Origin of the sequence: Terrimonas pollutisoli, from assembly GCF_029360765.1 — a bacterium.
GTDB classification, from domain to species: Bacteria; Bacteroidota; Bacteroidia; order Chitinophagales; family Chitinophagaceae; genus Terrimonas_B; species Terrimonas_B pollutisoli.
The window spans coordinates 90,446-113,837 of the sequence record NZ_JARKNA010000017.1; the positions used below are offsets into that span (position 1 = coordinate 90,446).

The window sequence follows — 23,392 nt, forward strand, 5'->3', positions numbered from 1 at the left end:
TTTGTTGAAATAAATTTGGAGCAACATTCACACTATACCCGCACCAATATAAAAATGGAATTAAATCTTCATCAGACAAATAACCAAACAATCGAAATCATTGAATACGCCGATCACTACCAACCGGCTTTTAAAGACCTTAATGTCGAATGGCTGGATAAATACAATCTTACCGAATCGCATGACCTGATGGTGTTGGATGATCCCCGATCGACCATATTGGAAAGAGGAGGATATATCTGGCTGGCAAAAGACGGTGATAAAATTGTTGGTTCTGCCGCATTAATGAAAGAACACGAAGGCGAATATGAATTGGCAAAAATGACTGTGGCCGGCGATTACCGTGGCAGGGGTATCAGTAAGATGCTAATAGAAACCTGCCTGGCAAAAGCAAAAGACCTAAAAGCCAAAAAACTTATTTTATTTTCCAATCACCAATTAAAAACAGCTTTAAAACTGTATGAAAAATACGGGTTTTACTATGTTGCTGTAGAAGATTCACCATTTGAAACTGCGGATATAAAGATGGAATTGGTTTTATAAATCTTTTTTAACACACAAACTCCAGCGGCTTTTTTTTCGTTTATGATATTGGTATAAAACTTGTTTTTATATTTGAAAAATATCCACCTGATGAAACGAACGTTCTTATTAAGTACGCTTACTCTAGTTACTTTATTTATCAGCCTCATCTCTTTTACACCTGTCACGAATGCCAGTTTGGTCGACGATGTGCTAAAACAAACCAATAAGTTCAGAAGATCAAAAGGTTTGCCGGAATTGATCATGAATGAAGAGCTGAATGCTATTGCCCAAAAACATAGTGAAAACATGGCTAAAGGACGTGTTGGATTTGGCCATGGCGGTTTTTCAAAGAGAAATGCAGAAGCCACAAGAAGAGTTAAATCCATACACAGTTTTGCCGAAAATGTTGCCTATGGAGCGGACACAGGCAAAGAAGTGGTGAATATGTGGAAAAGCTCAACCGGCCATCGTAAAAATATGCTGGGCCGCTATAAATACATCGGCATCGGCGTTGCCAAAAACAGGCGGGGCCAAATCTTTTACACCCAGGTATTTGGCGGCTGATAACCTAATCTGTAATACTACTTCATCCGGATTTATCTTTTGTTACATTCTTCCAGCTTTAAAGCAGGAGCTTAACATCACCTGCTTTGATCAGATCAGGATAATGCACCTTGGCGACGCTGCTCCTTTGCGGCTTTGCGTGAAACACGTAAATTGCTGCCCGATGGAGAAAAAAACAATCATTGCCGTCAGGAACCTTGTTAAAAACTACGGCAATTTCCAGGCGGTAAAAGGGATTTCTTTTGAAGTAAAGGAAGGAGAGATATTCGGTCTGCTCGGGCCAAATGGTGCTGGCAAGTCCACTACACTGGAAATCATCGAAACCTTACGGGAGAAAACAAGCGGCGAAGTAATGGTGGATGGTTATAATCTTGACAAGGACCCCGGGGAAATCAAAAAAATAATTGGCGTGCAGTTGCAAAGCAGCGGTTACTATCCTGGGCTCAACCTGCTTCAGCTGATCGAACTTTTTTGTGGTTTATACAACCAGGATGTAGCACCGATGGAACTACTGGAAATGGTAAACCTCAGGGAGAAAGCCAAAGCAAAATTTAAAGAATTGAGTGGGGGGCAAAAGCAACGTTTTTCCGTTGCCACTACATTGATCAATCAACCAAGAATAATTTTTTTGGATGAACCTACAACGGGTCTTGATCCGCAGGCGAGAAGGAGTTTATGGGAGCTGATCAAAAGCATAAGGGATCGCGGTACAACCGTAATTATTACTACCCATTACATGGATGAGGCAGAATATCTTTGTGACCGCATTGCCATTATTGATGCTGGACAGATCATTGCATTGGATTCACCTGATGCCATGATCGATAAACTCGTTGCCTCCGGATTTGAAAGACCGAAAGAAGTGAAGAAGGCAAACATGGAAGATGTGTTCATCAGTTTGACGGGACATGCTTTGAGGGAGGAATAACCCCCTGTCCCCCTAAAGGGGGAACTTAGGTCGAAGAGGTTTATTCAAACAAATAGTCCTTTAGAAAAGAAAGATAATTTTTTAACATCTCCGGCCGTAGAATCTTTAAATGAAAAAATGGAAACTTCGAGATCCGGAGTCTAAAAGCCCTTTAGGGGTTGGGGTTTATGAGTATTCAAAATAAACTAAAAGAATTTATGAGTAATAAAATTGAAGCACAGAAAAAAGCGGGTGCAGATTTTTTGGAAGCCAATAAAACAAAACCCGGCGTGGTTAGCCTGCCCGAAGGCATCCAGTACGAAGTGTTGAAAGAGGGAAGTGGCGCTCAGCCGACGATCAATGATAAGATCAAAGCGCATTACAGGGGTGCCCTGCTCGATGGAAAAGAGTTTGACAGTTCATTTAAAAGAAATCAACCCTTTTCTGCGCCGTTGCGTTCATTAATTCGTGGGTGGCAGATTGCTATTCCGCTGATGAAAGAAGGAAGCCATTGGCGATTATGGATACCATCTGATCTTGCCTATGGTGACAGGGGAGCAGGCGGTGATATTCCTGGTGGCGCAACACTGCTTTTTGAAGTAGAATTGTTACAAATTTTAAAATAAGATACGGTTATGCCTACAATTGTAGATCCGCGTTATCCAATTGGAAAGTATGAGGCGCAGCCTTTTTCCATCGAAAAAAAAGTGGAGTGGCTGGCGGATATAAAATTTCTGCCGCTTGCGTTGGAGAACGCTATTCTTAATCTTGATGAAGATCAGTTGCAAACTCCTTATCGTGAAGGTGGCTGGACGGTTCACCAGTTGGTGCATCATGTTGCCGATAGTCATATCAATGCCTATTGCCGGTTTAAACTCGCCCTGACTGAAGACAATCCAACTATCAAGACCTACGAAGAAAAAATGTGGGCAGAAATGAATGATGTTCAGAAACTGCCCATCAATATTTCTATCACACTGTTACATGCTTTGCATACACGTTGGTATGAGTCGTTAAAGTATGTAAAGGATGATGAATGGAACAACCGCACTGTATTTCACCCGGAGCATAAAAAAACATTACGCTTATGGTACCTGCTGGGAATGTATGCCTGGCATGGTAAGCATCACGTGGCGCATATTACGTCGCTAAGGGAACATATGAATTGGTAGAGGTTGATAGTTAGCACCGAGCTTGTCGAAGTGTGCAGTCGAGGGTTAACTAATTGTAAATTGCCATCCTGATATCGGGAGCAAATTAAAGTTGATTTCATGAATTGGAAAATTCTCTCTTCTCAATATCTCTTTAATGATCTTTGGTTCAAAGTAAGAAAAGACAAATGTTTGACTCCACAGGGTAAGATTGTTGATCCCTATTACGTGTATGAGTTTCCTACCTGGGTTACCGCTTTGGCTATAACAGAAGAAGGCAAAGTCGTTTTAGAGCGTCAATACCGGCATGCACTTGGTGAGACTTGTATCGAAATACCCGGCGGCTGTGTCGATGATACTGATGCATCGCTGGAAGACGCCATTAAACGGGAATTGCTGGAAGAAACAGGTTATTCCTTTTCTTCCTATGAGTACCTGGGTAAAATTTCTGCAAATCCTTCTACCAATAATAACCTGATGCATATGTTCCTGGCCAGGGGCGGCAAGCTGGTAGCTTCACAGGAACTGGATCATAATGAAGAGATCGAAATTGACCTGGTAACAATCGCCGAGTTAAAGCAACTGATGAAGGAAAATAAAATTGTGCAGGCCATGCATGCTACCTGTATTTTATATGCACTGGAGAGAATGGGCGAATTAAAGTTTTGATTTTTTGTTATTAAAACAAGTATTGATTTTTATTTTATGGCAATCAAGAATATCATCTTCGACCTGGGCGGCGTTATCCTGAATATTGACCTTCGCAAAACACAGGATGCTTTTACTTCTTTAGGTGTAAAGAACATTCAAGAAGTTTTCAGAATGGGTCACATAGACTCTTTTTTTAAGTCTTATGAAGTTGGAGCGATCAGCGATACCCAGTTTATTGACTCTATTCAAAAGATGGCAGGCATACAAGTGGCCCCTGAAATAGTTGTTGACGCCTGGAATGCATTACTTCTGGATTTTCCGCCTGAGCGGATCAATTTTCTCAAAGGGTTAAAAAACAAATACCGGTTGTTCCTGCTGAGCAATACGAGTGCATTGCACCATGTGCGGTTCCATGAAATGTTTAACCAGGAGTTCGGTGGATCGCTGGATGATCTGTTTGACAAAGCCTATTACTCGCATATTATCCGGATACATAAACCGGAAACAGCCGCTTACAAATTGATCATTGATGAAAATGCTTTGATCGCGGATGAGACATTATTTATTGATGACTCCGCTGCAAATGTAGAAGGCGCAGAAAGAGCTGGGCTAAAAGGCCTTCACCTGGCAAATGGTAAAACTATTTTGGATTTGGGGCTATAAAATTAACATTCTACAAAATGTGTAGTTGATAATAAGCAGAACGATAGATAAATTTTCAAGATGATCCCAAGAATAGAAACCTGTGGCGAAAGGAAGTTAGCCGGCAGGCGGTTAACAATGAGCTTTATCAACAACAGAACAGGTGAACTTTGGAAAAGTTTCATGCCGGAAAGAAGGAAGATAACGAATAACCTGACAACAGAAGTTATTTCCATGCAAATCTACAAGCCGGGTTATTTTGATCACTTTGATCCTGCTACAGAATTTGAAAAATGGGCAGTGGTAGAAGTGCCGGGCTTTGATAACATCCCTGACCATTTCGAAACTTTTACATTGGCCAACGGGCTTTATGCGGTCTTCGACTATAAAGGTTCAAGTGATGACAACAGCATCTTTCAATACATTTTTCAAACATGGTTTCCCGCTTCGGGATACCTACTGGATGACAGACCACATTTTGAAATTTTGGGTGAAAAATATAAAAACCAGCACCCGGATTCAGAAGAAAAAATTTGGATACCCGTAAAACTAAAAAACGATCATGAATAATCCGTCGGATTATTATTAACGTTCCACTTCTGCTACCAAGAACACACTACCGCAAACGATAATCAAATCATTTTTAGCCGCCTTGTCTTTTGCTGCTTTCAATGCCACATTCACATTAGGATAGGTTTCGCCTTTTAGTCCTTTATCTGCTGCTCTTTGCTTTAGACTGTCTGCATTTAACGCACGGGGAATATTTGCTTTTGTGAAGTAATAAGCAGCGGTATCAGGAAGTAACTGCAACACTTTATCAATCTCTTTGTCATTCACCATTCCCAATATAAGATGAAGCCGGTGGTGATCGGTAAGTTCAACCTGTTTCAATATTTGTTGAATGCCATCTTCGTTATGCCCAACGTCAAGCACAACAAGCGGATGTTCATGAATGATATCCCAGCGGCCATGCAAGCCCGTTAGCTTCTTTGTTTGCTGTAATGCTTTGTGTATAATGGTATCATTTAGTTTCCATCCTTTTTGTTGCAATTGGTAACAGGCTTCTAATACGGTTACTATATTTTTTGTTTGATACAATCCCGGAAGATCCAGGCGATAAACTTTATGATCTGTTTTATGGTCCTCGGCTATTTCTACCACCAGCTCATGTTTTTCCCATTTCCATCCAAGTGCTTGCCTTTTGTGTGAGGCGATAGAAAGAGGAGCATTTTTTTCAGCTGTTATTTTTTCAAACACCGGCCTGGTTTCTTTTAGCACTTCGCCGATAACTACCGGTATTTCCTGCTTGATGATGCCTGCTTTTTCTGTGGCAATTTTTTCCAGGCTATCGCCCAAAATATTCATATGATCCCAGCCGATATTGGTAATTACCGACAATTCGGGTGTGACAATATTAGTACTGTCCAGCCTTCCTCCAAGTCCCGTTTCAACGATCGCTATATCACATTTTTCCTGTACAAAATAGTCGAAGGCCATAGCTACTGTGATCTCAAAAAAGCTCGGCTCTAACTCATCGATTAATGGAGTGATTTTTTTGGTAAAGTCAACAACAAATTCTTCGCTAATCATTTCACCGTTCACCCTTATTCTTTCCCGGAAGTCTTTCAGGTGTGGGGAAGTGTATAGCCCTGTTTTATAACCTGCCGTTTGAAAGATAGCGGCCAGCATATGGCTCACCGATCCTTTGCCATTTGTGCCGGCTACATGTACCGATTTAAATTTTGTATGAGGATTATCTAATGATGCACAGAGTTTGAGTGTATTATCAAGATCGGCTTTGTATGCAGCGGCTCCAATGCGACTATAAAGCGGCAATCGGGAAAAAAGGAAGTGAACGGTTTGTTGGTAATTCATCCCGGAAAATTAGATGTTTTGTCTTTTGAGCAAAGCTAATTTAATTATAAGCCATAAAATAGATGAAGCCATTATAACCGTGGCTATGATTAATAATCGCTCAGCACCTTGCCAATGTAATATTTTTGTCATGGCGCCGATAACTCTTAGGAGAAATCCAACAAGCAGAAGTATCAAAGGCCATTTTAGGAAGTACAAAGAATTTTTCAAAGCGTAAGTTAAAGTGATTCGATAATCGATTGATAGATCAAAAAATTTTCCGTGTCAAAACAAACAAAATATACTTTTTCTGGTGAGTTGTTCTTTGCAAGAAATTCCTTTACCGATCTGATAGCGATACTTGCAGCTTCCTCTTTTGGATATCCATAGATGCCCGTACTAATATTGGGAAAAGCGATACTCCTGATATTATTTTCAACAGCAAGCTTTAAACTGCTATGATAACAAGCAGCAAGTTTTTTTGCTTCGTTGTTCGTTCCATTATGCCAGACAGGGCCAACAGTGTGTATCACAAATTTGGCCGGCATATTACCCGCTGTTGTAATGACGGCCTCACCGGTTTTACAACCACCTTGTTTTGCCACGATCTTCCGGCATTCTTGTAATATCGCCGGCCCTCCGGCACGGTGAATAGCGCCATCCACGCCACCGCCACCCATCAATGATGAATTGGCTGCGTTTACAATAGCATCCACTTCAAAGCGGGTGATATCTGTTTGCAGCACCTGGATGTTTTCCATACAAACAAAATTAGTGAAAGGACAAAAACAATAATGCCCCATCTGAACGATGCGGCATTACCAGAATCGAAAAAGTCGAACTAAAAAATATTACCCATTCACCCTGAAGTTGAACTGCACGGTTACCATGGATTCATGATCTGATTTATTGAAACGCATATTGCGCAGGTATTGAACAATAGCATTTTTATAGGCTGAGTTAGACGCGGTAGATCCTTTTGCAATCCCAACAAACTCACCGACGCCATCAGGCGAAACTTTTACAAACGCATATACTGTGGCCTTATCCAAATCACCCTGGAAAGCATAGCTTCCAACAATTCGCCGATCACCACTTGTTACCCGTGGGCCAACGCCGGTTCCGGTTCCTGAACCATGACCACCGCCAGAGCCTGTACCGCTTCCCCCACCAGAACCACTTCCATTTCCGACACCGCTTCCTGTACCACTTCCTCCGGCTCTGTCGTAATTTTCTGCAGCACCACCACCGGTTCCATTTCCACCTGTTGTTTTACCCAGGACCGCTTTTGGTTTTTGTGGGGCTGGGGGCAATGGGTCTGGCTTGGGCTCTACTTTCGCTACCGATTTATTTTCGTTGATCTTTGTTGCTGTGGGTTTGGGATTGTCAGGTCTTAAAATCGGGGGACTTGTTTTCTCTGTTTCATCTTCAACAATATCCTTCGCATCATCCTGTGTACCGGGCTGCGGCGGAGCCGAAGCAGTGCCTCTTTCTCCAATAGCCTGAACCGGATTACCGCCACCACCGCCGCCGCCAGCTTTGGGAATTTCAACAGGCGGTTCTTCCGGCAGGTTAAGTTCTACCATTACACCTTCATCGGGCGGAGGGGGGATAATAACAGGAATCGTCCAGGTCCAAAAAAACATCAGCAGCAACAATAAGGCGGCAAAACCCGCAGTGATCATTGTCGCCTGTGTATTTTTCCTGGCTTCAAAGGATGCAGACATAGCGTAAGCGTTATTCATACAAATCTACGTTTTGATAAATGCAGGATGAAACGATACTTCTTCACACCTGTGTATTAACGATGCAAAGGTTATGCAACTTGCATAAGCGGTGTGGTTTGAAATGTTAATTTTTAAACAGTATTGTTACGGCGTGAGAAGAACAAAAATTTGTTGCTTATCATACTATCAAGCTGGCGTATTTGCCACACAGGCACCATATAGCTTATAAAAAAAATATGAAGTCTTTTGCATACCATCTTTTTTGGATTTGGTTAACATTTTGACTGCCTGGCTGTAATTCAGGTGAATAGGACAGGAATCATTTTTAATTCACCTGTTTGAAAGCCCAGTTGCTTTACTTGTTTTCCACATCCGTGCCTGCTGGTAGTGTTTTTGAACTAACGCTATAAATTTTTATTTAACTAAAAATGGTAAACTATGCAAAACAAACACTATGGAAAACAAAGGTTATTTGGTTCGCTTGCCGGCCTTGCGTTTTTAAGTTTAGTAGCATTCAGTTCATGTGATAAAGAAGAAAGTGACAGCACACCCAAGAGTGCTAAATACTCTATTTCCGGTGCGGCAGCAGGATCACAAGAAGTTCCGGCTGTAACAACCAGTGCAACGGGTAACTTATCCGGTTCGTATGATACGACTTCAAAGTCTTTAATCTACACTGTTACGTGGACAGGTTTATCGGGTGAGGCCACCATGGCGCATTTTCATGGACCGGCACTGGCCGGAGCTATTGCTTCACCTATTGAAACATTGACCATCACAGCAAATGGTACGGCAGGTACAGCTACAGATACCATTACAGCAACGTCTGCCTTGCATGCCGCATTATTAGCAGGACAAGTGTATTATAATATTCATACGGCTGCGCATCCCGATGGAGAAATTCGCGGACAAATTGCAGTGCAACAAAACAGGTAGTTTTTTAAAAAGGGTGTAGTTAATGTGAGTTTCGGAGTTTTTTAATGGTATTAAATGCTATAATTGTCCCGCTAGGGATAAATCGTGGGTAGCTATTGTGAGAGGTTTGCACCCAGCGTCCCGATAGGGACGCATCGTGCTTGTTCACATTGAGTTTTACCCACGAGTCATCCCTACGGGATGTTAGAATTAAAAAGGACCTGGTATTTTTTAATGCCAGGTCTTATCGTTTTACAAATGATTATTTTTCGATACCTACTTTATCACGATTCATCTTTGCCATTTTCAGGAAGCGGCTGATCAAAAAAATGGAAGCAAGGGTAAGACCAGTGATTAGCCCCACCCAAATACCGGATGGGCCCATATTGAAATAAAATGCCATTAAATATCCCAGTGGAAGACCCACTACCCAATAAGCTATTCCAATTAATAGGGTGGGAAATTTTACATCTTTAATGCCCCGCAACAGCCCGGCGCCTATTGCCTGTGTGCTATCTGATATTTGAAAAATACCCGCAAATAAAACCAATAGTGCGGCCAATTGGAGCACCGATTCATTTTTATTAAACAAACCGGGCAGCTGAAACCGAAATACGGTAAAAGCAATACCGCAAAAAATACCATAAAGCAATGCAACGAGCAATGTGCTTTTACCGATGGTCGCAATCTTTGGCCAATTGGCTGTACCAAATGCATTGCTGACCCTGATGGATCCCGCCTGCGCAAGTCCCATGGATACCATAAATGTAAAGGAGGCACAGCTTAAAGCAATTTGATGTGATGCCTGGGCCACCGCACCAATGGTACCAATGATAATTCCCGATACTGCAAATGCACCAGCTTCCATTCCAATCTGCAAACTGCTGGGCACGCCTATATGCAACAATTCTTTTAAAGTTTTGCTGCGGAGTTTCCATTGCCGGCTGCTTACTGCTATATACCTGCGGAATGTTGAGTGTTTTAATATAATAAGGCCAAGTACAATAAACATGATCGAACGGGTGATCAATGTGGACCATCCTGCACCATTTAATTCCAGGCGTGGAAACCCGAGGTTTCCATAAATGAGTAACCAGTTCAGAAAAATATTTACCGGCATCCCCAATAAGGAAATGAGCATAGCTGTTCGTGTATACTCCAGGCCATCCGTAAATTGTTTAAGCGTCATAAACAACAACATGGGTATAATAGACAGGCCCATCAATTGCATAAAGGGCAATGCCAGCTGCACTACTTCAGGATCTTGGCCAAGGTGCAGTAAAATATTCCTGCCAAAAACCAGTAATAAAGAAATGAGAATAGCTGTGACAGCGCAAAGAATAAATCCATTAAACAAATAGTGCGACACCAACTGACTATCCCTTCGTCCATGTGCCATTGATACCATTTGTGAAACAGAGATCGTCATTCCAATGCCCAATACAAAAGGAATATTCATGGCGTTTACCACCAACGCTGCAGCGGCCAATTGTTTGTAGCTGATAGCACCAACCATGGCCGTATCGATGATATGCAAAGCCATTTGGGCCAATTCGCCAATGATAATGGGTAAGGCCAACCGTATAGTCTTTGTTGCTTCCGTACGCATACAACCAATAATGGGTAGAATAAAAAGATGCGAAGTTAAGAAAGATGAGAGCCTGCTATACTATCAAATGGGGTAGTACGACAGATTTGTTCAAAGGAAATAATATAGTACAGCAGACTAATGATGTGCAAAGTCCATTTCAAACCGCCCCTTTATTCTTTCGATCGGCGGATTGAAATAACCATATTTCAAATCAGGAAATTCTTCACGGATCAATTCCTGTAATTGTTTTACACCCATGAATTCGCCGGTGTCTGACACGCCTATTTTGCCTAAATACCAATCGGGGTCAATATTAAAATTGCGCCATTGGATCATTTTAAGGCCTGTGCTTTTGATCAGTTTGCGGAGTGCTTCGTATTCCTCTACACTGTCCGTCATGCCGGGAAATACAAAATAATTAATGGATGTCCAGCCTCCATAGGAGTTGACAATTTTGAGGCTTTCAACGATATCTTCAAAATCATAATTGTTCGGACGATAATAAGGCATATAGATTTCACGCCTTGCTGAGTTGGTGCTGACGCGGATTGAATCTAAACCTGCTTCACATAAAATTTTTACAGCATCGGGCCTTGAACCATTTGTATTGATGTTGATGCTTCCTTTTGACGTATGTTTTCTTATTTCAATTATCGCATCACGTATGGTTTCCCACATCAACAGCGGTTCGCCTTCGCAACCCTGGCCAAAACTGACGATAGGATAGGGGGCTGATTCAAGATGAGGAACCGTGTATTCTACAATTTCTTCCGGCGTCGGTTTGAAGCGAAGCCTGTCCTGGGTGGAAACAATCGGTTCTTCATCGGGTTGCAGTGATATGCAGCCAACACAATTGGCATTACACGCCGGCGATGCCGGAATCGGGCATTCCCAACGGCCCAAAAAATAATTTCTTGCAGCAGGACAGTGGTAGGTCAACGCACAATTATTGGCCAAATGATCTACCAGCCGGTTATGCGGGTAGGCCTTTAATAATTTTTTTACTCCCTGTTCTACTTTTGTCTGATCATAGCCTGCACAATCCTGCCGCATATCCTGTTCAATGCGGGTAGCAGGAACATAGAATTTATCATTGAGCCAGCCGGCAGCAGTATAACAAAACAAGGGAAGTGTTGGCGCATCCGGCTCGGCTTCGTAAGCAGCCAAATAAAAACCCGTGTGAGCCGGAGGGATGAAAGCGGCAACGGCCCATCCTTTATCACAAAGTCTCATTTCACCGGTTTCCACATCAATACCAATCCCTTTACGGCCTGGTAATTCATATAGAGAACCCCCGTCCGGCAATTCTATCCATTCATCTTCAGGAATGGGTAATGCGTCCCAACCACTACGGCCGGTAACATATAAAGAAGTGTCTTCAAATATATTTCCCTTGCCGTCAGAATAAAGAATATATGGGGATTGAGATAGAGTCATAGCTTAAAAGTGAAAAGTGAAAAGTCAAAAACAGGAATGAAGCTAAATATCTGCCATTCCTGACTTCAATTGCATTTTGCAAAAGTCGTTAAATTCCTGCTCATCTACTGCAGGTTCTTTTTTTTGAATGAGCTGCTGGATTATCTTATTGTTTTTAAAATCGATGGTCAACAGATCGTCTTTTAAAACGACATTATTTAACTCATTCCAGGTAATTTCTTTTTTGGGGAAAGATGGATAAATCACCGCGGTAGATGAAACGGATACTATCAGCGGCCTTTGAGAAATTTTGTATAAAAACAGCAGAACAAAAAAGATAGCTGCCTGCCACCAATACATCATTAATAGCCAGGTAAAGCTAATGATGAAAAGCGCCGAAGATTCAAACTCAAACCTGGGTTTCTTACTTGCAGGTAAGACTTTATTCAAAATAAAATATACTGCGATGATGATAATGGCTGTAATAGATCCTGTCCCTGTCCCAGACTGATTAGTATAATAAATAAGAATGGCAAAAACCGCCACATTAAGCAGGATGATAAATGAAGCTAGCTTTTTATAAGTATCGGCTTTCTCATTTTGTATAAACAATTCAAATTGCTGCATTGGATTTGATGGTCATTAAGCGGCTGGTGCATTGCAAGCCACCAACAAGTTGCACAACTTAAACAATACCCTGGCGCCCACATTGGCATTCCAGTCGTTATCACTGACACCAACTTCGACCAGGTCGAAGCCAATAATTTTACGGCCGCTTTCGATCACTTTTCTGAATAAATAGAATACCTCCTCTGTTTCAAATCCACCGGGCACAGGTGTACCGGTATGCGGGCAGAGTTTCCTGTCGAGGCCATCGATATCAAAACTGATATAAACATGCTGGGGGAGCTTGCTCACTATTTCTTCAGAAATATGTTTCCAGGTGTCACCCTCAAACTGACGGTTTTTTATTTCTTTATCGAAATAGGGAATAACCCTGGAGTTGCTGTTCCTGATATAATCCAATTCGTCGCCACCATAATCCCTTACTCCAACCTGAACCAGCTTGCTGATCTCTGGTATTTCTGTCAAAGCGTTGTACATGATGCTCGCATGCGAATAATTGAAACCTTCATAAGCCTCCCGCAGGTCGCAGTGTGCATCGATCTGTAATATGCCGTAGTCTGGATATTTTTCAGCGATCGCTTTAAAATATCCCAGCGGAGTGCTATGATCACCACCCAAAACACCTACCAGCTTGTTTTTCTCCAGCAATACTTTGGTTTGCTCATACACCCAATTGTTCAAAAACTTACCACCTTCATTTACGTCCCGCATAGTCTTGCACATAAACTGGTTGGCATTTACATCATCGCCCCGGGAAATATAATCAATGTAGAGTTCGGCTTCCTTGCGGAGGTAGTCGCTTTTCATTAAAAGTTTTCGGTCAATGGGACGGATATAAAATCCTTCCTTCCAGCCTTCCGGCACTTCGGGATCAAACAAGTCTACGTGCAGGCTTGCTTTGCAAATAGATTCCGGTGCACGGGCCGTGCCACTTCCATAACTTACGGTCACTTCCCACGGTACCGGAACAATGATCAGCCTTGCATTGTCTTCCGAAGTAGGTAGTCCAAAAATATTGTTGTTGGGATTGCTGACACTGTTCGGATCGAAATTAGAAACATCTACCATTTTAGAGCATTAAAAAGCGGTGCAAGTTAGTAATTCCATGGTAAACGTTATAGCAATTATGCGTTAATAATCGCATGGCCAGCCTTATTGCGACCGATTAAATTGCAGGCTCCTGCTGGCTCAGACAGTGAAAGCTGCCTAACCCCCAAATGATTTCAGTGGAGTCAATACCTACCACATTGCGGGTGGGAAAACATTGCTGGATAATTTGGAGGGCTTTATCATCCGCATCGCAGCGAAAAGTGGGGACAATAACCGACTTATTGGCGATATAAAAATTAGCGTAAGAGGCAGGCAATCGTTGATCTTCCCAAATGACAGCATCAGGCATCGGCAGCTCAACTATGTTCAGTTGCTTACCATTCAGCAAACGCATTTTTTTTAGTTGCTGAAGGTTTGTTTTAAGTAAATCATAATTCTCGTCATCCTTTCTATTTTCAATGACAGTCAGCACTGTATCTTCATTTACAAACCGGACTGTATCGTCAATATGACCATCGGTGTCATCGCCAACAATACCTTCGTCTACCCAAAGAACCTGTTCAATACCGTAGTAATTCCGGAGAAATTCTTCAATTTTTTCCTGGTTAAGTTGTGGGTTGCGGTTAGGGTTTAGCAAGCAGGCTGTTGAAGTCAGGATGGTACCGGCTCCGTTAAACTCCACTGATCCGCCTTCCATGACAATGCCGGGATGGTAAACGGGTAAGTTGAAATGTTTTGCAATTAAGGTAGGAATAACGTCGTCGAGATCATAAGGAGGGTATTTATCCCCCCAGGCATTATAACCCCAGTCAACGACCACTTTCTTTTGTGCGGCCTTAGGATTGATCAAAAAGGCGGGGCCATGATCACGGCACCATGCATCGTTGGTAGGATGAAAATAAAACTCCACCCTGGCTAAATCAACGGCAGCTGTTTCCAGGAAACCCAAGGCGAACTTTTTCATAGCCTCGTCGGCCACGTTGATCCGAACGATTTCTCCTTTTGTAAGCTCTTTTATAAACTGTGCATAGTAGGGGTAGATGCTGTCAATCTTTCCCGGCCAGGAGGCTTCTTTATGGGGCCAGCTCAACCAGGTAGCAATATGCGGTGCAAACTCAGCAGGAAAATAATAACCCAGGTCTTTAGGTACAATGCCATTCTCTACCATAAGCAAAAGATTCAGTATTCTTTATAAATAGCTATAAACGAATTTTATAAAAAAATTAAATAGTTTCTTCGTCGATGTATCGTTTGGTTATTTGTTGGTAGCTGTCGATCCGGCGGTCCCTTAAAAAAGGCCAATGCGTTCTGTACCGGTCGGTTTTAGATAAATCCAATTCTTCAACATGCACCTCCTCTGCCTCGTGGGAGGCTTTGTAAATAATGCTACCAAATGGGTTCGATATAAACGAGCCACCCCAAAATTTCATGGCGCCGTCCTGCTCAAAACCTACACGGTTTACGCTTACTACATGTACACCGTTAGCGACTGAATGGCTCCGTTGAATGGTTTGCCAGGCATTGTATTGTTCGGTATTGGTATCCTCGTCCTGTAAAGTGGCCCAGCCAATAGCAGTTGGATAAAACAATATTTCGGCGCCCATCAGGGCGGTTATGCGTGACGCTTCAGGGTACCATTGATCCCAGCAAATCAGCACACCGATTTTTGCAAATTTGGTATTGAAAACTTTATACCCGAGGTCGCCGGGAGTAAAGTAAAATTTTTCGTAATAAGCCGGATCATCCGGGATGTGCATTTTGCGATATTTACCCAAATAGGTACCGTCAGCATCCAGTACAGCCGTGGTGTTGTGGTAAAGCCCCTGTGTTCTTTTTTCAAATAAAGAAGCGATGATCACCACGCCGGCTTCTTTGGCCACTTTAGCTAAAGCCTCAGTCGAAGGGCCGGGAATAGGTTCGGCTAGTTTGAAATTTTCATAATCCTCCACGTCACAGAAATAAAGTGACGTAAACAACTCCTGCAAGCAAACGATCTGTGCGCCTTTAGCAGCAGCTTCCTTCACTTTTTCAATCGCTTTATCCAGGTTGGCCTGCTTATCTGCCTTACAGCTCATCTGAACTATTCCAACTTTTACTTTTGACATGGTGATTATTTGAGGTGCAAAAATAAGTTTTAGTGAGTTAGCAGTAACTAAGAAATTGCTAAGCTTTATCGCAACCAGCTTTATAAAAAGAAAACAGGATATTGCTTACAAAAACAATATCCTGCGGCGCTATAGAAAATGTATTTTAATGAATGTGTGCATGTGCATGCTGTGGACGCTGACCCATCGCTTTTAAGAAAGCGATGTGAGATGCCACTGCGGTGCGAACTCTCTTGTACTCGATGTATTGGATGCCATGTTCCTGGCAAGCCTTTTTGATGATCTTGCTGATGGCTGGGTAGTGAACGTGTGAAATTTTTGGAAACAGGTGATGCTCTACCTGGAAGTTCAAACCGCCAACCAACCAGCTTACCAATTTATTTTTAGTAGCAAAATTGGCGGTTGTTTTCAATTGATGCAGCGCCCATTCGTCTTCCATTTTGCCAGTAGCTTCGTTGGGCAATGGGAAATGAGTATGCTCAACGGTATGTGCCAACTGGAAAACGATACTTAAAATAAAACCTGCCACCAGGCCCATGGTTAAAAATCCAATTAACCATGGAAGGAAACCTAATACATAAATAGGTAATGCGACAAAGATGAATGCATGTGCCGCTTTATAAAACCAGAAGTAAAAATGTTCTGACGGGGTTAATTTTTTAATTGGAGTTGAGCCGATTTTTCCGCTAAAATATTTTATATAGTCCGTAACGAAAACCCAATAGATATAAAGCAGCGAATAAGCGGCCCAGAAATAAAAATGTTGAAACTTGTGAATCTTATAATGTTCCTGTTCATCACAAAGGCGTAATAAAGGACGGGCTTCAATATCATCATCTACACCATGGATATTGGTGTAGGTGTGGTGAATAACATTATGTTTTGTTTTCCACATATGCTGGCTCGCTCCCAGGAAGTTGGCGGCATTAGAGGCCATACTGTTTAGCCATTTATAGGGACTGAAACTGCCATGAGCTCCGTCATGCATCACGTTAAAGCCAATGGCTGCAGTCAGGCAGCCTAACAAGATGCATTCAGTAATAGCCAATATGGTGATAGGTGTAAAAAAAATAAGATGTATATATACTGAAATAAAGCTCACCACTAAGAGTATCGCCTTAAAGTATAGCTTGAAATTTCCAGTAGTTGGTTTTCCGGCTTGTTTAAAGTAATCAGCGATCCGCTTTTTCAGCTCGCCATGAAAGGAGACCGGTATTTTTGGAAATTTTGGGTTAGACATGTTGAGAAATTTGAAATAAGATTGCAAAAGTAGTTCAAGATGTTCATAAAACGTTCACAAAGATTGAAGTAGTGCACATGTGGGGATAATAATGACAACTAGCTTACAATCAATCCTAAGTTCTATTTATTACTTATTGCGTATAATTTATGTTTCATTTTGGATTAGTGAATCAAGGTTTTTGATACCGATCTTTTTTTCGGTGATAAACCCTTCCGCATATTTCACGCCAATTCTTTTTCCAAGCATTCTTGCCCGTGCAATCACACTATCGAGAAAATCGGGAGTAGAAATGTAGGTCTGTGGTCCCTCAGCAGTTGTATTGCTTGTATGAAATTGTGTTGTATAAGCCTGTATGGATTTCATTCTTTGCTCAAACACATCACTGATGTCGATGAGTAAATCAGGCTCATGATACCAGTCCTGCATATACTGTAAAAAATATCTTGGACGCCATTTTTCTTGTGCTTCACCTTTCTCGTTGGTGGTTTCTATTTTGGCAAGTCCGGATAGAAAACAGGCATCGCTGATTAAATGTCCTGCCCGCCCATGATCAGGATGGCGATCATTTAAGATATTTCCAATAACGATCTCAGGTTGATATTTACGAATAACCTGAATCAACTTTAGCTGATGCTCTTCATCATTTTTAAAAAAGCCATCCCGCATTTTCAGATTTTCACGAACGGTGGCACCTATATGCATTGCGGCATCTGCCGCTTCCTGGTACCGGGATTCGACAGTGCCACGGGTACCAAGTTCACCTTGCGTGAGGTCCACAATACCCACTTTCTTTCCAAGCTTTATTTCATTGATTAATGTACCCGAACAACCCAACTCTACATCGTCGGGGTGAACGCCAATAGCGAGAATATCTAGTTTGCCTCCAGCCCCTAAAGGGGTGTTTTCAAAACGCTGCAAGGAAATATCTGTCATAAATCAAAAAAGATTAAATAAAAAATTTTACAAACTTATTATTTTGAAATGTATCAGGACCAAAACATTTCTTAAACGGAAGTAAGGCTTCCATACACCCCTTTAGGGGATGGGGGCGAGATGAGTATCTTTATTTCCGATACGGATTACCATACCAGGCACCATCAATTTCATTGGCGAAATTTTCGATCTGCCTGTCTGTTTTATCAGCGAGATCCCATTGTTGTTTCAGGCTGCTGCCGAAGAAAAAGGCGACCGTTTGATACAGTCTTGCATTCATACCGCCTTTGTATTCTTTGATGATCTCATAACAGTTATTACCTGTTTGCCGGTTGATGAGTTTCATCAACACTTTTCCCTGGTAAACTGAAAGATTGGAGAGCGGGTCGGCAAAACTCTTGCGCAATTCTTTTTCTCTCGACTTGATATATTCTTTTCTTGCTTTTTTTGAACTGACATTGGCCAGCTTCGCATTAATATCATTAATAGTATGACCGGCTACTCTTGCATAGGGGTAGGTAACATAGACAGCGTTGCGCAGCCGGTTCCATTCGGCTATGTATTTTTCTAATTTTTTAGGCGGTAGTTTAGAAATCCATACCATCGGTTCTTCCTTGTAAGATTGCATTTCCCGGTTGTACCAAATGGCATCAACAATAATGGTATCATTGGGTCCCCATTTTTTTGACCGTTCTTCATAGGAAGGCATGGGAGGGATGGTATCTTCCGTACCTGATGGTGGGCCTATTTGAGCAGATAATTGCAGTCCGGTGAAAATAAAACATATCCACAGGGCAGCTCTAAAAATTATTTTATATGAGAAAACACCAGTCATCCGCTCGTAAATTTATTAAATCTACCAATCTCATACAAGACAGCAAAACCAGTTTCTGAGCTGCCCATCTGCAAACGGCTACAAAAATTTAACGTTCTGCCTTCAGTCGGTTTACCTCGATACGGCGAACCATGCTGATAATGATGCCGATGGCCGTAACAATTATACCTAACCAAAGTACATTGATAAAGGGAAATTTGTAAGCTTTCAGGGTGACATATTCCAAAATGGCATTTGACTCTTTGATACCAATGTCAGCGCCACTGCCGTCTTCTTTTACACTATTGATCCGAACAATCAGGCTTTCCGACATGACGGTATCGGGCATGGCAAACGACTGGCCTTTTTGATTGATGAGTAGTGGCTCGCTGGTGTAACTGGTTTTGTTAAACGAATGAACTTTCAGGCTAGCCACGGTTGCCTTGTCACCAGCCTGGAATCCTTCGAAAGGCATATTGTCTTTGGTAGTAAGCTTTTCCAGTATCAGATAGCCTTTCGAATAAAAAATGCTATCACCGATTTTTACTTCTTTATTGGTAAAACTGGCTGTGTCTTTGTTCTTTTCCGGATTGGGTAGAGCAGAGATATAGGTGAACACATCATGATCCCAGTAGTGACGAGCGTCAGGGTTAGCCATCAGGCCTTCGTTGCCTTTATAATTAACAAAAGCATTGGGACTAAGTGTAAACTCTTCATCGTCTGTGCGACTTTTGAAATGTATTTTATAATACCACTGTTGTTTTTTGGGATGCGCTGAGTCGCCTAAATAAGCGACATCATATTTTCCCATTTTCATCGGGAGGCCTTTGATCAACGTCAGGTTCTCACCGGTTTTTTCTTTACTTTCTTTACCGAAATCTATGGCGATGCCGCTGGTATTGTGGGAAAGAATTTCTTTTTTAGAAGAAGAAATTAAAATACCTAACAATACGAGCCCGAAGCCAAAGTGTGAAATAGAACCGCCGGATAGTTTCAAGCTGCCCTTCATCCCTAGCCAGATATAAGCTGCATTAGCAACAATTGCATACACACTACCTGTAATGGCCAGCCATATAGCGCCGAGATAACCGGGGCCATGCTTATCATAATTAATATTGCCAAAAGCAAGGATCAACGATGCCAGTACGACGGAAATAATTGTTGGAACGGCAATCTTTTTCCAAAAGAGTTTGCCGTTGGTATTCTTATACCTGAGGTATTGAGTAATTGCAGTCAGTATCCCAAGTATGATTGCCACAAAAATCTGAATCTGGTTATAGGCCATTTCTTCGTCTTCCGGAGCAGCCAGTTGCAGGTTGAATACTTTATTAATTACCGGCAAAGAGGTTTTACTGATGATGACGATTGCCGAAAGAAAAAATACCAGTGCGCCGATAAACATCCAGAACTCCCTCGAGTTGCCGCTTTCCTCTTTTACTACGCCCGGTATTTGTTTTTGAATCTGGTAAATAAAAAATCCAACCCCGATCAGGATGGTTAAGAATGCGATGGCAGGTGCATCAATAAAATAAGAAGCTGTAAGTAACACTATTCCACTGGCTGCGGTAATGGTTTTTTGATTGGCAGTAGTAGCAATAAAAAATGCCGGCAACCAGGTGAACGCAAACAATAACAAATAGAGCTGACCATTCATGCCCAGGTCGGTAAAGGCATGCACCGATGCCTCACCTAATATACCGCTGCGGGTAAGAAAAGTAGAGTATAGAATAAAGATGAATGTCAAAAACAGGAACAAATAAGTGGAGGGTAATGAGTGCCCACTATGTTTATAGATCATTAAGGTGTGGATGCCTGCTACCAAAATCAACCATGGAACCAGGGATGCATTTTCAACAGGGTCCCAGGCCCAATACCCCCCAAAGGTTAATGATTCATAAGCCCATTTCGCACCCATCATAATACCAATTCCCAGGGCCGCCAATGAGAAAAGTGACCAGGGAAGGGCCGGTCTTAACACATCGCCAAATTTTTTTGTCCATAAACCCGCTATTATAAAGGCAAAGGGAATAAGGGTAGAAGCAAAGCCTAAAAACAGAACCGGCGGATGGATGACCATCCAATAGTTCTGCAATAATGGATTCAGATCATTGCCATCCTTTATGGTTGACATATAATCCTGCCGCAAAGGTTGATTAATGTCAAAATTCATGTGAAGCGCAGGAGCATTATCCAGCACGCCAGAATCTCTCAATAAAATAAATGGATTGGAACCCAGTTTCTCACCAAATAAATAAAGGCCGGCAACCATGGTGGCCAAACAAAACTGCGCAAAACTCACCACCGTCATCACCGGGGCTTCCCATTGTTTACTGGTTTTAATTAATACAAGCCCCAGCATGCAGTGCCAAAAACTCCACAATAAAAAACTACCCTCTTGTCCTTCCCACATAGACGCCAACAGGTATTTGGGTTCCAATGAACGGCTACTATGCTGCCAGGCGTATTTGTATTCAAACAGGTGACTGGAGTTAATGTAAAAAAGTATGGCTACAACAGATACTACAGAAATGGCTTCTGTGATAAAAGCATAGCGGGCCAGTTTTTTCCAGTATTGAGAATCAGCAGGAAGTTTGGAATTAAATGTTTTGAAATAGGCAAATGTCGCTACCAGCGAAGCTACCAATGAGAGCACAATGAAAAAATGTCCTAATTGACCTGGTAAAAGATGTTCGCCAAAGTAATCCATTGCGTGGGTTTAATTTATTATTAGTGGGTACTTTACACTACCCCGTATATATTCACTACCAATATTCAATTCTCAGGTTTCAATGAAGGAAGTCCACTGTTGAATGCAGATGTCTTAACTGGCAGACAGGCACATTAATATTTTGCCTCGGTGGCTTCTACACTTTTTTGTGCTGCTTTCATGTCATCTTTATACTTGGACGGACATTTGGTTTGTATGCTTTTGCAATCGAAGTATCCGTCACCTTCGCGGTATTTTCCCTTTAATACAAGGCGTTCGCTGATCTCAAAGTTCTCCGGTTTGGGATTATTGTAGACAACTTTTACAGATTTACCTAAAGTATCAACAGCAGTAAAAACAAGATGATTGGGATCTTTCAGGGGATCGTATTCCACCGGCTGTGTTTTATCGAGGCGGGCCATCAGGTGAACAAACTTGCCGGGTTTGGATACGGCGGTATCCACGGTATCATAAGTAGTGGCAGTTTGTAAAAAACTAATTAACACAGCGATGGCGGCAGCCACCAGGACAAGCAAAACAATGTGGATTTTTTTCATGGCTTAGTGTCCGGCAATCCGGGTTTTAAATGCGCTGCGAAATTACGTTAAAAAATGCTGCTTGCAGCCGTTGTATTAACGAAGGCAGAGATGCTTTGTTCATTAAAATCAAAAAAAAATCTTAAAAACAAGCAACAAGATGTAAAACCTGGTCCGACAAATACAACCGGGAATGTTGTTACAGATCAACTAACAATTGTTCATTGTCAACAGGCTAAGACCTTATCTTTGCCGGGTATAAATTTTTAATGCTATATGATATTTGAATTTTCAGAAGAACAATTAATGATTCAAAAAGCTGCCAGGGATTTTGCAAAAAACGATTGCCTTCCGGGAGTTATTGAACGGGACGAAAAACAACAGTTTCCCCGTGAACAGGTACTGAAGCTGGCTGATCTCGGTTTTTTAGGAATGATGGTCGATCCAAAATACGGCGGAGCCGGCATGGATACGGTCAGCTATGTGCTCGCCATGGAAGAAATCAGTAAAATAGATGCCAGCGTAAGCGTGGTGATGAGTGTAAACAATAGCCTTGTATGTTATGGCCTGCAGCAGTTTGGCACCGAAGAACAAAAACAAAAATATTTGACGCCGCTGGCCCAGGGGAAAAAGGATGATGATCTGTATATTGGTGCTTTTATGCTTAGTGAACCCGAGGCAGGAAGCGACGCTACTTCACAACGGACAACAGCGGAGGATAAGGGCGACTATTATTTGCTAAATGGAACCAAAAACTGGATCACCAATGGAGGTACAGCCAGTGTTTACCTGGTGATGGCGCAAACCGATCCGGCAAAGGGGTCAAAAGGGATAAATACGTTGATCGTAGAAAAAAATTGGCCGGGTGTAACCGTTGCTGCCAAAGAAAATAAGTTGGGTATCCGCGGCAGCGATACACATACGGTAATGTTTACAGACGTAAAAGTGCCGAAAGAGAACCGTATCGGTGCCGACGGTTTTGGGTTTACTTTTGCCATGAAAACATTAGCCGGCGGAAGAATTGGCATTGCTTCACAAGCCTTGGGCATAGCAAGCGGTGCTTTTGAACTGGCCAAAGAATATTCCAAAACAAGAAAAGCTTTTGGCACGGAGATCATGAACCACCAGGCCATTGCCTTCAAATTGGCAGATATGGCTACAAAGATCGAAGCTGCACGACTGCTTTGCCTGAAAGCAGCCTGGGAAAAAGATAATGACAAAGACTATACAGTTAGCAGTTCAATGGCCAAAGTTTATTCATCAGAAACAGCCATGTGGACTGCTGTAGAAGCCGTACAAATACACGGTGGCTATGGCTTTGTAAAAGAATACCACGTAGAAAGGCTGATGAGAGATGCGAAGATTACGCAGATTTATGAAGGGACAAGTGAGGTGCAACGGATTGTGATCAGCAGGAGCATTTTAAAGAAATAA

The 23,392-nt window shown here is 42.1% G+C and carries 24 protein-coding genes; 10 read left to right on the top strand and 14 right to left on the bottom strand.

Annotated elements, in window-relative coordinates; all coding sequences use genetic code 11:
* Nucleotides 1-15: 15 nt before the first annotated feature.
* The 8 genes from P2W73_RS20995 to P2W73_RS21030 all read left to right on the top strand — a co-directional run bounded on the left by P2W73_RS20995 (nucleotide 16) and on the right by P2W73_RS21030 (nucleotide 5,010).
* Nucleotides 16-543: a GNAT family N-acetyltransferase gene (locus P2W73_RS20995; protein WP_276504067.1), complete on the top strand. Its 528-nt coding sequence runs from the start codon at nucleotides 16-18 to the stop codon at nucleotides 541-543.
* 90 nt (nucleotides 544-633) lie between these two features.
* A complete protein-coding gene (locus tag P2W73_RS21000; RefSeq protein WP_276504068.1) occupies nucleotides 634-1,089 on the top strand; it encodes a CAP domain-containing protein in 456 nt (151 codons plus the stop codon).
* A gap of 163 nt (nucleotides 1,090-1,252) precedes the next feature.
* Complete coding sequence (locus P2W73_RS21005; RefSeq protein ID WP_276504069.1) at nucleotides 1,253-2,017, top strand: ABC transporter ATP-binding protein; 765 nt, start codon at nucleotides 1,253-1,255, stop codon at nucleotides 2,015-2,017.
* Nucleotides 2,018-2,184: 167 nt separating this feature from the next.
* A complete protein-coding gene (bamJ, locus tag P2W73_RS21010; RefSeq protein WP_276504070.1) occupies nucleotides 2,185-2,622 on the top strand; it encodes a BamJ family beta-barrel-assembly machinery protein in 438 nt (145 codons plus the stop codon).
* 9 nt (nucleotides 2,623-2,631) lie between these two features.
* Nucleotides 2,632-3,168, top strand: a complete 537-nt coding sequence (locus P2W73_RS21015) for a YfiT family bacillithiol transferase (RefSeq protein ID WP_276504071.1) — start codon at nucleotides 2,632-2,634, stop codon at nucleotides 3,166-3,168.
* Nucleotides 3,169-3,267: 99 nt separating this feature from the next.
* Nucleotides 3,268-3,816, top strand: coding sequence for an NUDIX hydrolase (locus P2W73_RS21020; RefSeq protein ID WP_276504072.1), 549 nt, complete (start codon nucleotides 3,268-3,270; stop codon nucleotides 3,814-3,816).
* Between the two features lie 36 nt (nucleotides 3,817-3,852).
* Nucleotides 3,853-4,461, top strand: coding sequence for an HAD family hydrolase (locus P2W73_RS21025; RefSeq protein ID WP_276504073.1), 609 nt, complete (start codon nucleotides 3,853-3,855; stop codon nucleotides 4,459-4,461).
* A 60-nt stretch (nucleotides 4,462-4,521) separates the two neighbouring features.
* The gene (locus tag P2W73_RS21030) at nucleotides 4,522-5,010 is read left to right on the top strand and encodes a GyrI-like domain-containing protein (RefSeq protein ID WP_276504074.1); all 489 of its coding nucleotides are present in this window, start codon (nucleotides 4,522-4,524) and stop codon (nucleotides 5,008-5,010) included.
* A gap of 15 nt (nucleotides 5,011-5,025) precedes the next feature.
* Here P2W73_RS21030 and P2W73_RS21035 read toward each other — a convergent pair whose 3' ends face one another.
* The 3 genes from P2W73_RS21035 to P2W73_RS21045 form a co-directional block, all read right to left on the bottom strand.
* Nucleotides 5,026-6,315 (bottom strand): bifunctional folylpolyglutamate synthase/dihydrofolate synthase, encoded by a 1,290-nt coding sequence (locus tag P2W73_RS21035; protein WP_276504075.1) that lies wholly within the window; start codon nucleotides 6,313-6,315, stop codon nucleotides 5,026-5,028.
* Between the two features lie 218 nt (nucleotides 6,316-6,533).
* The gene (locus P2W73_RS21040) at nucleotides 6,534-7,055 is read right to left on the bottom strand and encodes an O-acetyl-ADP-ribose deacetylase (protein WP_276504076.1); all 522 of its coding nucleotides are present in this window, start codon (nucleotides 7,053-7,055) and stop codon (nucleotides 6,534-6,536) included.
* Nucleotides 7,056-7,145: 90 nt separating this feature from the next.
* Nucleotides 7,146-8,039 carry a hypothetical protein gene (locus P2W73_RS21045; protein ID WP_276504077.1) on the bottom strand — a complete coding sequence of 298 codons (894 nt, stop codon included), beginning with the start codon at nucleotides 8,037-8,039 and terminating at the stop codon, nucleotides 7,146-7,148.
* Nucleotides 8,040-8,459: 420 nt separating this feature from the next.
* On the opposite strand from P2W73_RS21045, the gene P2W73_RS21050 reads away from it, so the two are divergent.
* Complete coding sequence (locus P2W73_RS21050; protein WP_276504078.1) at nucleotides 8,460-8,957, top strand: CHRD domain-containing protein; 498 nt, start codon at nucleotides 8,460-8,462, stop codon at nucleotides 8,955-8,957.
* Nucleotides 8,958-9,198: 241 nt separating this feature from the next.
* Here the strand turns inward: P2W73_RS21050 and P2W73_RS21055 are convergent, their stop codons facing one another.
* The 11 genes from P2W73_RS21055 to P2W73_RS21105 all read right to left on the bottom strand — a co-directional run bounded on the left by P2W73_RS21055 (nucleotide 9,199) and on the right by P2W73_RS21105 (nucleotide 21,979).
* Nucleotides 9,199-10,545: an MATE family efflux transporter gene (locus tag P2W73_RS21055; protein ID WP_276504079.1), complete on the bottom strand. Its 1,347-nt coding sequence runs from the start codon at nucleotides 10,543-10,545 to the stop codon at nucleotides 9,199-9,201.
* A gap of 117 nt (nucleotides 10,546-10,662) precedes the next feature.
* On the bottom strand, nucleotides 10,663-11,964 hold the full coding sequence (locus P2W73_RS21060) for a radical SAM family protein (RefSeq protein WP_276504080.1): 1,302 nt from the start codon (nucleotides 11,962-11,964) through the stop codon (nucleotides 10,663-10,665).
* Nucleotides 11,965-12,006: 42 nt separating this feature from the next.
* On the bottom strand, nucleotides 12,007-12,570 hold the full coding sequence (locus tag P2W73_RS21065) for a hypothetical protein (protein WP_276504081.1): 564 nt from the start codon (nucleotides 12,568-12,570) through the stop codon (nucleotides 12,007-12,009).
* A 15-nt stretch (nucleotides 12,571-12,585) separates the two neighbouring features.
* The gene (locus tag P2W73_RS21070; RefSeq protein WP_276504082.1) at nucleotides 12,586-13,638 is read right to left on the bottom strand and encodes an agmatinase family protein; all 1,053 of its coding nucleotides are present in this window, start codon (nucleotides 13,636-13,638) and stop codon (nucleotides 12,586-12,588) included.
* A 97-nt stretch (nucleotides 13,639-13,735) separates the two neighbouring features.
* Nucleotides 13,736-14,788 (bottom strand): agmatine deiminase family protein, encoded by a 1,053-nt coding sequence (locus P2W73_RS21075; protein WP_276504083.1) that lies wholly within the window; start codon nucleotides 14,786-14,788, stop codon nucleotides 13,736-13,738.
* A gap of 55 nt (nucleotides 14,789-14,843) precedes the next feature.
* The gene (locus tag P2W73_RS21080) at nucleotides 14,844-15,725 is read right to left on the bottom strand and encodes a carbon-nitrogen hydrolase (protein WP_276504084.1); all 882 of its coding nucleotides are present in this window, start codon (nucleotides 15,723-15,725) and stop codon (nucleotides 14,844-14,846) included.
* A 145-nt stretch (nucleotides 15,726-15,870) separates the two neighbouring features.
* On the bottom strand, nucleotides 15,871-16,965 hold the full coding sequence (locus tag P2W73_RS21085; protein WP_276504085.1) for a fatty acid desaturase family protein: 1,095 nt from the start codon (nucleotides 16,963-16,965) through the stop codon (nucleotides 15,871-15,873).
* Between the two features lie 147 nt (nucleotides 16,966-17,112).
* Nucleotides 17,113-17,901, bottom strand: coding sequence for a bacillithiol biosynthesis deacetylase BshB1 (bshB1, locus tag P2W73_RS21090; RefSeq protein WP_276504086.1), 789 nt, complete (start codon nucleotides 17,899-17,901; stop codon nucleotides 17,113-17,115).
* Nucleotides 17,902-18,031: 130 nt separating this feature from the next.
* A complete protein-coding gene (locus tag P2W73_RS21095; RefSeq protein ID WP_276504087.1) occupies nucleotides 18,032-18,736 on the bottom strand; it encodes a DUF4294 domain-containing protein in 705 nt (234 codons plus the stop codon).
* Between the two features lie 88 nt (nucleotides 18,737-18,824).
* Nucleotides 18,825-21,422, bottom strand: a complete 2,598-nt coding sequence (gene ccsA / locus P2W73_RS21100) for a cytochrome c biogenesis protein CcsA (protein WP_276504088.1) — start codon at nucleotides 21,420-21,422, stop codon at nucleotides 18,825-18,827.
* Nucleotides 21,423-21,556: 134 nt separating this feature from the next.
* Entirely contained in the window at nucleotides 21,557-21,979 is a 423-nt protein-coding gene (locus P2W73_RS21105) for a cytochrome c maturation protein CcmE domain-containing protein (RefSeq protein ID WP_276504089.1), read from the bottom strand.
* 255 nt (nucleotides 21,980-22,234) lie between these two features.
* Between P2W73_RS21105 and P2W73_RS21110 the strand changes: the two genes are divergently transcribed.
* Nucleotides 22,235-23,392, top strand: a complete 1,158-nt coding sequence (locus tag P2W73_RS21110; RefSeq protein ID WP_276504090.1) for an acyl-CoA dehydrogenase family protein — start codon at nucleotides 22,235-22,237, stop codon at nucleotides 23,390-23,392.

Coding starts and splice junctions, on each gene's coding strand:
- P2W73_RS21000 (WP_276504068.1), top strand. CDS start 634: ATGAAACGAACGTTCTTATTAAGTACGCTTACTCTAGTTACTTTATTT.
- P2W73_RS21005 (WP_276504069.1), top strand. CDS start 1,253: ATGGAGAAAAAAACAATCATTGCCGTCAGGAACCTTGTTAAAAACTAC.
- bamJ (WP_276504070.1), top strand. CDS start 2,185: ATGAGTATTCAAAATAAACTAAAAGAATTTATGAGTAATAAAATTGAA.
- P2W73_RS21015 (WP_276504071.1), top strand. CDS start 2,632: ATGCCTACAATTGTAGATCCGCGTTATCCAATTGGAAAGTATGAGGCG.
- P2W73_RS21020 (WP_276504072.1), top strand. CDS start 3,268: ATGAATTGGAAAATTCTCTCTTCTCAATATCTCTTTAATGATCTTTGG.
- P2W73_RS21025 (WP_276504073.1), top strand. CDS start 3,853: ATGGCAATCAAGAATATCATCTTCGACCTGGGCGGCGTTATCCTGAAT.
- P2W73_RS21030 (WP_276504074.1), top strand. CDS start 4,522: ATGATCCCAAGAATAGAAACCTGTGGCGAAAGGAAGTTAGCCGGCAGG.
- P2W73_RS21035 (WP_276504075.1), bottom strand. CDS start 6,315: ATGAATTACCAACAAACCGTTCACTTCCTTTTTTCCCGATTGCCGCTT.
- P2W73_RS21040 (WP_276504076.1), bottom strand. CDS start 7,055: ATGGAAAACATCCAGGTGCTGCAAACAGATATCACCCGCTTTGAAGTG.
- P2W73_RS21045 (WP_276504077.1), bottom strand. CDS start 8,039: ATGAATAACGCTTACGCTATGTCTGCATCCTTTGAAGCCAGGAAAAAT.
- P2W73_RS21050 (WP_276504078.1), top strand. CDS start 8,460: ATGCAAAACAAACACTATGGAAAACAAAGGTTATTTGGTTCGCTTGCC.
- P2W73_RS21055 (WP_276504079.1), bottom strand. CDS start 10,545: ATGCGTACGGAAGCAACAAAGACTATACGGTTGGCCTTACCCATTATC.
- P2W73_RS21060 (WP_276504080.1), bottom strand. CDS start 11,964: ATGACTCTATCTCAATCCCCATATATTCTTTATTCTGACGGCAAGGGA.
- P2W73_RS21065 (WP_276504081.1), bottom strand. CDS start 12,570: ATGCAGCAATTTGAATTGTTTATACAAAATGAGAAAGCCGATACTTAT.
- P2W73_RS21070 (WP_276504082.1), bottom strand. CDS start 13,638: ATGGTAGATGTTTCTAATTTCGATCCGAACAGTGTCAGCAATCCCAAC.
- P2W73_RS21075 (WP_276504083.1), bottom strand. CDS start 14,788: ATGGTAGAGAATGGCATTGTACCTAAAGACCTGGGTTATTATTTTCCT.
- P2W73_RS21080 (WP_276504084.1), bottom strand. CDS start 15,725: ATGTCAAAAGTAAAAGTTGGAATAGTTCAGATGAGCTGTAAGGCAGAT.
- P2W73_RS21085 (WP_276504085.1), bottom strand. CDS start 16,965: ATGTCTAACCCAAAATTTCCAAAAATACCGGTCTCCTTTCATGGCGAG.
- bshB1 (WP_276504086.1), bottom strand. CDS start 17,901: ATGACAGATATTTCCTTGCAGCGTTTTGAAAACACCCCTTTAGGGGCT.
- P2W73_RS21095 (WP_276504087.1), bottom strand. CDS start 18,736: ATGACTGGTGTTTTCTCATATAAAATAATTTTTAGAGCTGCCCTGTGG.
- ccsA (WP_276504088.1), bottom strand. CDS start 21,422: ATGGATTACTTTGGCGAACATCTTTTACCAGGTCAATTAGGACATTTT.
- P2W73_RS21105 (WP_276504089.1), bottom strand. CDS start 21,979: ATGAAAAAAATCCACATTGTTTTGCTTGTCCTGGTGGCTGCCGCCATC.
- P2W73_RS21110 (WP_276504090.1), top strand. CDS start 22,235: ATGATATTTGAATTTTCAGAAGAACAATTAATGATTCAAAAAGCTGCC.